The organism is Syntrophorhabdaceae bacterium (assembly GCA_028713955.1).
Taxonomy (GTDB): Bacteria; Desulfobacterota; Syntrophorhabdia; order Syntrophorhabdales; family Syntrophorhabdaceae; genus UBA5609.
This window is the reverse complement of the sequence record JAQTNJ010000169.1, coordinates 1-6,885: the sequence shown is the minus strand read 5'-3', so window position 1 is coordinate 6,885 and position 6,885 is coordinate 1. Positions and strand designations below refer to the sequence as shown.

The 6,885-nt window shown below is 47.9% G+C and carries 7 protein-coding genes; 3 read left to right on the top strand and 4 right to left on the bottom strand.

The features are described 5' to 3' along the window. Positions 1-205, top strand: a 205-nt coding sequence (locus PHU49_12565) for a transporter associated domain-containing protein (GenBank protein ID MDD5244839.1), incomplete at its 5' end; no start/stop codon positions are given. A gap of 24 nt (positions 206-229) precedes the next feature. Here the strand turns inward: PHU49_12565 and PHU49_12560 are convergent. From PHU49_12560 to PHU49_12550, 3 genes are all read right to left on the bottom strand, one after another. After that, a complete protein-coding gene (locus PHU49_12560) occupies positions 230-502 on the bottom strand; it encodes a glycogen-binding domain-containing protein (GenBank protein MDD5244838.1) in 273 nt (90 codons plus the stop codon). A 91-nt stretch (positions 503-593) separates the two neighbouring features. After that, positions 594-2,339, bottom strand: coding sequence for an ATP-binding protein (locus PHU49_12555; protein ID MDD5244837.1), 1,746 nt, complete (start codon positions 2,337-2,339; stop codon positions 594-596). Further along, positions 2,336-3,019 carry a response regulator transcription factor gene (locus PHU49_12550; protein MDD5244836.1) on the bottom strand — a complete coding sequence of 228 codons (684 nt, stop codon included), beginning with the start codon at positions 3,017-3,019 and terminating at the stop codon, positions 2,336-2,338. Before PHU49_12550 ends, PHU49_12555 begins: the two co-directional genes overlap by 4 nt. A 174-nt stretch (positions 3,020-3,193) precedes the next feature. On the opposite strand from PHU49_12550, the gene ilvD reads away from it, so the two are divergent. Beyond that, positions 3,194-4,852 carry a dihydroxy-acid dehydratase gene (ilvD, locus tag PHU49_12545; protein ID MDD5244835.1) on the top strand — a complete coding sequence of 553 codons (1,659 nt, stop codon included), beginning with the start codon at positions 3,194-3,196 and terminating at the stop codon, positions 4,850-4,852. A gap of 156 nt (positions 4,853-5,008) precedes the next feature. Then, positions 5,009-6,382 (top strand): FAD-linked oxidase C-terminal domain-containing protein, encoded by a 1,374-nt coding sequence (locus tag PHU49_12540; protein ID MDD5244834.1) that lies wholly within the window; start codon positions 5,009-5,011, stop codon positions 6,380-6,382. A 48-nt stretch (positions 6,383-6,430) separates the two neighbouring features. Here PHU49_12540 and PHU49_12535 read toward each other — a convergent pair. Further along, positions 6,431-6,885, bottom strand: a 455-nt coding sequence (locus PHU49_12535; GenBank protein ID MDD5244833.1) for a lytic transglycosylase domain-containing protein, incomplete at its 5' end; no start/stop codon positions are given.

Here is a 6,885-nt window from a genome sequence, read left to right as displayed (position 1 = left end):
AATAAGAGACCTGAACAATAGATTTAATCTGGACCTTTCAGAATCTCCGGATTACGAAACGCTTGGTGGTTTTATCCTCACGCAACTACAGGAGATACCGAAAGGGGGAGAAATAATACTCCACGGTATCCACAGGTTTACTGTGGTGGGGCTCGAAGGAAGAAGGATTACCAAAGTGAAGCTTGACAGACCCAAAAGGGTCTGACAGGTCTGATACAATTTTTCAATATTATACGTTCAATACAGAATTATGTGATCCGAACTCATTCATGCTTTTTTCAGGATTTTCAGGATCATCCTGCCATATGCCATCGACTATGAAACGGTATTCATAGACGCCCTTAGATAGCATCATTGTGGTTTTCCAGACACCTTTGTTGTCTTTCTTGAGTTGCTTGGCTGCTGGGCTCCAGGCATTAAAAGAACCGGCAAGAAGGACCTCCCGGGCAGAAGGGTTCTCCAATTTGAAAGTTACCCGTTTCCTGGTCTCTTTCTTTGTCATCTTTGCCCCCTTTATGTAATTTGAGAGTATTGTACCACAAATAGGATTTTTATACTACCCGGGTTCAAGCAAGTTATATATTTTTGCTCTTTCATGGGAGCTCAGAAGGGTCCAGCGGCAGGATGACGGTGACCTTTGTTCCTGTACCAGGGGTGCTTTCCACGTCTATCTTCCCGTTGTGGAGCATGACAATATGTTTAACAATAGAAAGCCCTAATCCTGTGCCGCCAAGCCTCTTGGAACGGGACTTGTCAACGACATAAAACCTTTCAAATATCCTTGAAAGATGGTCGCCCGGTATTCCGATCCCTGTATCCTGGATGGTGAATGTTACTGTTGCCCGATCGGATTCAAGCGATAGGGAGATCCCGCCTTTTTCAGTGTATTTGACGGCATTATCCAGAAGGTTGATGAGCATCTGTTCCAGTTTGAAAGGGTCCCCTTTGATGTCCGGTGTTCCGGCATCGATCTTCAGGGTAAGAGATAAATTCTTTTCCGCAAACTGACGCTCGAAGATCTTGATCGAGTTTTCTATTAATGTCTTCAGGCCCGTTCTTTCATATTGAGGTTCCGCCCCCCTTACTTCAAGCTCTGAAAGCAGAAGAAGGTCGTTGATGACGTTGATCAGCCTGTCGGTGTTGCGCCTGATAATATCAAGATAACGTTTCTGCTCCGCGTCCTTTACCGAATCTTCAAGAGTTTCGATGAATCCCTTTATAGAAGTAAGAGGAGTTCTCAATTCATGTGAAACATTCTGTACAAAATCGGTCTTGATCTTTTCCAGATTTCTCATATCCGTAATGTCATGGAATACTATTGCTATCTCTTCCTGTGAATTTAAAAACGTAGCGCCGCAGGAGAAGATACTGTTGTTAAACTCGATCTCTTTTATGCAGTTCTGTTGTGTTGTACGAACATCCCTGACTAATTCGCTTAACTTTGGTTCACGGATTGCTTCCCAGTAAAACTTGCCTTCCTCAAGGTTCTGAGGGATCATCTTTTGTAAACTGTTATTGAAGAATACAACCTTTTCGTTCCTGTCCAATATTAAGAATCCCTCCTGGAGTGAAAGCATCATACTGTCCCATTCTTCTTTCTGTTGCGATAATTCCGTAACAAGCAGTTTTATCTCGCTGACCATGAAGTTGAAACTTTCAGCGAGGTCTCTCAACTCACCTCTGTTCTTCAGAAAGACCTTTGTGTTGAAGTCTTTTTTTGCGACCCTTTCCGAGGCAGCAATCAATTCTTTCAAGGGTTTTGAAAGGTTTCTTGAAAAGACGAAGGCGATGAGGATGGATATACAGATAATGATGAATGTTATCAGTAAGATCTTAAGGCGGATCTGATTGACTATCGTACGAATATCTTTCAGGTACTGGCTCAGTCTTAAAACACCGATAGTCTTCTTGCCACTGACAATCGGTATTGCTACATAGATCATCTCTTGTTTTAATGTCTTGCTTGTTCTGAGAAATCTCCCTGTATTGCCCTCAAGGGCCTGCGCAACCTCTGTCCTCGTCCCGTGGTTTTCCATTTTTGAAGGGTTTTCTTCTGAGTCGGCGAGAACCTTGCCGTCAACTGCTATGACGGTGATGCGTGTATGGATCTCTTGTCCTGATTCTTTTACAGTGGCATCGAGCCTCTGCATGTTGTTATCGCTGAGCATGGGCGATAATTGTGTGCTGAGTACCATCGCCATATTCTTTAAACTGTTTGCAACGGTCTCGATATGGTAATGGCGCATCATCGAGAAAGAAAAGGAAAGGATCAGGGCAGAGAGGATAATAATGATGATGAGATAACCGCCAAATATCTTAAAGAATATCGTTTTTTTCATTCTTCGAACTTGTACCCTATACCGCGGACGTTTTTAATTAATTGTGCAGCATTACCGAGTTTTTCCCTGAGATGGCGGATGTGTACATCGACGGTTCTGTCTATGACAAATTTTTCTCTTCCCCACAGATAATCCAGTATCTGGTCCCTCGAATAGATCCTTCCTGTATTTGAAGCAAGAAAATGCAGGATCTTGAATTCTGTCGTGGTCAGATCGATCTTTTTCCCTGTTACCTCAACTTCATATCTCTCCATGTCGATCGTAAGGATGCCCCTGACTGTGATCCTTTTCGTTTCCTTTTTACGTTCCTGTCTTCTTAAGACTGCCTTGACCCTTGCTACGAGTTCCCTGGGAGAAAAGGGTTTGGTTACATAATCGTCGGCACCCAGTTCGAGACCAAGGATCTTTTCGGTCTCCTCAGTCTTTGCGGTGAGCATGATAATAGGGATGGAAGAATATTTATCTTTACTTTTCAGATACTTACATACCTCAAAACCATCGACATCGGGGAGCATGAGATCGAGAATGACGAGGTCGGGAGAACCGGTCTGGAGGGATCTGTAAAAACTTTCTACCTCAGAAAACCCCTTTACTTTAAATCCTGATTTTTTGAGATTAACTCCGACGAGTTCAAGGATGTCAGGTTCGTCATCTACAATAGCTATTAATTGATTACCCATAAAATCAGATTACCCTATCACTTACTATTTGCAAAGTATTTTTTGTGATCGTACATTACGCTCCATAATATTCTGTTGCAAAGTGAGTCCCCGTATAATAATCTTGTATATCTTAGTGGTGAATTGTTAATTTTTAATTAAGGATCATATTTTTATTTAAGGGGAGGTACGGTGATGAGATCCGATAGAATGAAAAAGGGTGTTGAGAAGGCGCCGCACCGGAGTCTTTTTAACGCAATGGGGTATACGACCGGGGAGATAGAAAGACCGATCATCGGCATAGCGAACTCCGCAAACGAGCTGATACCGGGACATATCCATCTTGACAGGGTTTCCCGGGCCGTCAAGGATGGGATCAGGATGGCGGGCGGGACGCCGATGGAGTTTTCGACGATCGGCATATGCGACGGGATAGCGATGAACCATGAAGGGATGAAATACTCTCTCGGATCAAGGGAACTTATCTGTGATTCCGTTGAGGTGATGGCAAAGGCGTATCCCTTTGACGGTATCGTGCTTATTCCAAACTGTGACAAGATCATACCGGGTATGATTATGGCAGCCATGCGGCTTAATATCCCGGCTATCGTGGTGAGCGGTGGCCCTATGCTTGCAGGCCGTTTCAGGGGAAAGGCGGTGGACCTTATCTCTGTTTTTGAAGGGGTAGGGAAGGTAGCCGGCGGCCTCATGACAGACGATGAGCTTTACATGCTCGAAGAATGCGCATGCCCGGGCGCAGGTTCATGCGCGGGCATGTTCACGGCGAACTCCATGAACTGTCTTTCAGAGGCCCTCGGTATCGGTCTGCCGGGAAACGGGACGATACCGGCAGTACACGCCGCACGGATAAGGCTTGCCAAGCTAGCAGGACAGAGGATCATAGATCTTGTAAAAAGAGATGTAAAGCCCAGGGACATCATGACCGTTGAGGCCTTTCGAAATGCCATAACGGTCGATATGGCGTTTGGTGGTTCATCGAATACGGCGCTCCATCTCCCGGCGATTGCGAATGAAGGCGGGATTACGCTGCCTCTGACCCTCTTTGACGAGATATCCGAAAAGGTCCCTCATATCTGTAATATGAGCCCGGCGGGACCGCACCACCTCGAAGACCTCTTCGAGGCAGGCGGTGTCTATGGGATCATGAAGGAATTGACGAAGAGGAACCTTATCAACAAGAGATGTATTACAGTGACGGGAAACAAAATCGGTGACATCCTGAAAGGGGTCAGCGTTGCAGATCATGAGGTCATTCACCATATCAATACACCTTATCACGAAAAAGGCGGGCTTGCGGTATTGACAGGAAGCCTCGCGCCGCAAGGTTCAATAGTGAAGAGGATCGGGGTGTCGGAAAGCCTCTGGCATTTTGAAGGAAAGGCAAGGGTCTTCGACAGTGAAGAAGAGGCAGGGAAGGCGATCATGGAGGGAAAGATACGGGCAGGGGATGCGGTCATCATCCGGTATGAAGGACCGAAAGGCGGACCGGGTATGCGTGAGATGCTTACCCCTACAAGCATCCTTGCAGGCAGAGGTCTCGATACGGTGTGTGCCCTGATCACTGACGGGAGGTTCTCCGGCGGGACACGGGGTCTCTGTATAGGTCATGTGTCGCCGGAGGCTGCGGAAGGCGGGCCCATCGCGTTCGTGAAGAACGGGGATGCCATCGAGATAGACCTCGTGAAAAAGATCATACGCCTCCGTATCGATAAAAAGGAACTTGCGAAACGCAAGAAAGTCTGGAAACGCCCTGAGCCGAAGATAAAAGAGGGCTACATGGCGCGTTATGCAAAGCTTGTTACCTCAGCAGCGACGGGGGCAGTATTCAGCTGAGAGCAGAGAGCTAAGAGCAGAGAGCTAAGAGCTGGAAAACCCTTTGTGTCATTGCGAGGAGCGAAGCGACGTGGCAATCTCAATAGTAGCGGGATTCAGAGTTTCAAGGGCTGATAGCTGACTGCTGAAAGCTCATGGTTGATTAAAAGGATCTATATGGAAGGCAAGATCATAGAAGAGATTATAAGGACTGCCGGGAAAGAGAATGTGTTGGCCTCGCCGGAGGAAAGAAAGTGCTACTCCTACGATGGAAGGAATGAGGGGGTGGTTCCTGACCTCATCGTCTTCCCATCGTCCGCCGGAGAGGTATCGAAGATACTGAAACTTGCCAACCAGTACCGTTTTCCCGTGATCCCGAGGGGTCAGGGGTCCGGGTTGACCGGCGGTTCCATCCCGGTATATGGAGGGGTTATACTGGTCTTTACGAGGATGAACCGGATCCTTGAGATCGATACGGAAAACCTTACCGCGACCGTGGAACCAGGCGTTATTACCTTTGACCTGCAGCAGGAGGCGGCAAAATACGGGTTGTTCTACCCGCCTGACCCGGCTTCTTTCAAATATTCGAGTATCGGGGGGAATGTCGCAGAGTGCGCGGGCGGCCCGAACTCGTTGAAATACGGCGTCACAAGGGATTATGTGCTGGGACTTGAGGTAGTGAAGCCTACAGGGGAGATTATCAATACAGGCGTAAGAACGATGAAGGGTGTTGTAGGGTATGACCTGACCCGTCTTTTCGTAGGGAGTGAAGGGACTCTCGGCGTTGTCACAAAGATCATCATGAAACTTATCCCTTTACCGGAGGCAAAGGCCACGATCCTTGCCCTGTTCCAGGAGGTCGAGGATGCCGCGGCGACAGTTTCGGCCATCATCGCCGCAAAGGTTGTCCCGTCGACGATTGAATTCATGGATAAGGCATCGATCAAATGCAGCGAGCAGGCATCTCCGATGGGACTGCCTGAAGGAATAGGGGGATTGCTGCTCATCGAGGTCGACGGCGACAGGGAATCGATACGGCCGCAGGTGGAAAAGGTCAACAGGATTGTCCTCGATAAGAAGGCGATCCGGTGTGATGTCACCGAGGACCCCCAGGAGGCTGACAGGCTCTGGCAGGCAAGACGGGTTCTTTCCCAGGCGACATACAATCTCAACCCGGTCAAGATCGCAGAGGATGTGGTTGTCCCGCGCTCACATATTCCGACGCTGATCCGGGCCCTTGAAGAGATGGAGAGGCGGTTCGGCGTGCCCATCCTGAGTTTTGGCCATGCAGGGGATGGCAATTTTCACGTGAGCGTCATGATCAAGGACACGCCGGAAGACAGGGCAAAGGCGGAAAAGGCTGTTGAAGCCATATTCGAAGAGACGATAAGGCTCGGCGGCACGCTCTCCGGTGAGCACGGCATAGGCACTTCAAAGGCTGCCTATCTCGGCATGGAGCTCTCTTCTGAGGTAATTGCAACGATGAAAAGGATCAAAGAACTTTTTGACCCCAATAATATCCTCAACCCGGGAAAGATCTTTCCGGAATAAAGACAGCTCATATTACCCCTTACGACTCACAGATTTGCTTGTGGGAATCTACTCTGCTTCAGGGTCGGGCAGTATATTGGCAATCTTCTGATATTCTTTTATAACCTTTTTTGTGAAGCGATTGTTCGGTATTTCATCACCAGAGGTGTTGCGCTTGACCCTTCTCGGACCGGCGTTGTAGGCATGGAGGGCTGTATAGATGTTTTCGAATCTTTCTATAAGCCTTGAAAGATAGTTGACGCCGATCTTGATATTTTTTTCAGGTTCGTAGAGGCATTTGGAGTTCTTCACGGGTATGTCTGAAGTCTTCGAGATATACCTCGCGAGGGACGGTTTTACCTGGAGAAGCCCACGCGCACCTTTCCTGGAGATCGCGTCGTGCCTGAAGTTGCTCTCAACCTTCATGACGGCCAGTATAAGCCTGTAGTCGATATCATATCTTTGCGACTCTTCGTAGACGCTGCCGGCAATGGTTCTGAGTTTCTCTTCGCTCTCTTTTACCT

Excerpts from the sequence above, each read along its gene's own strand:
- PHU49_12555 (MDD5244837.1), bottom strand. The coding sequence starts at position 2,339 with ATGAAAAAAACGATATTCTTTAAGATATTTGGCGGTTATCTCATCATC.
- PHU49_12550 (MDD5244836.1), bottom strand. The coding sequence starts at position 3,019 with ATGGGTAATCAATTAATAGCTATTGTAGATGACGAACCTGACATCCTT.
- PHU49_12560 (MDD5244838.1), bottom strand. The coding sequence starts at position 502 with ATGACAAAGAAAGAGACCAGGAAACGGGTAACTTTCAAATTGGAGAAC.
- PHU49_12540 (MDD5244834.1), top strand. The coding sequence starts at position 5,009 with ATGGAAGGCAAGATCATAGAAGAGATTATAAGGACTGCCGGGAAAGAG.
- ilvD (MDD5244835.1), top strand. The coding sequence starts at position 3,194 with ATGAGATCCGATAGAATGAAAAAGGGTGTTGAGAAGGCGCCGCACCGG.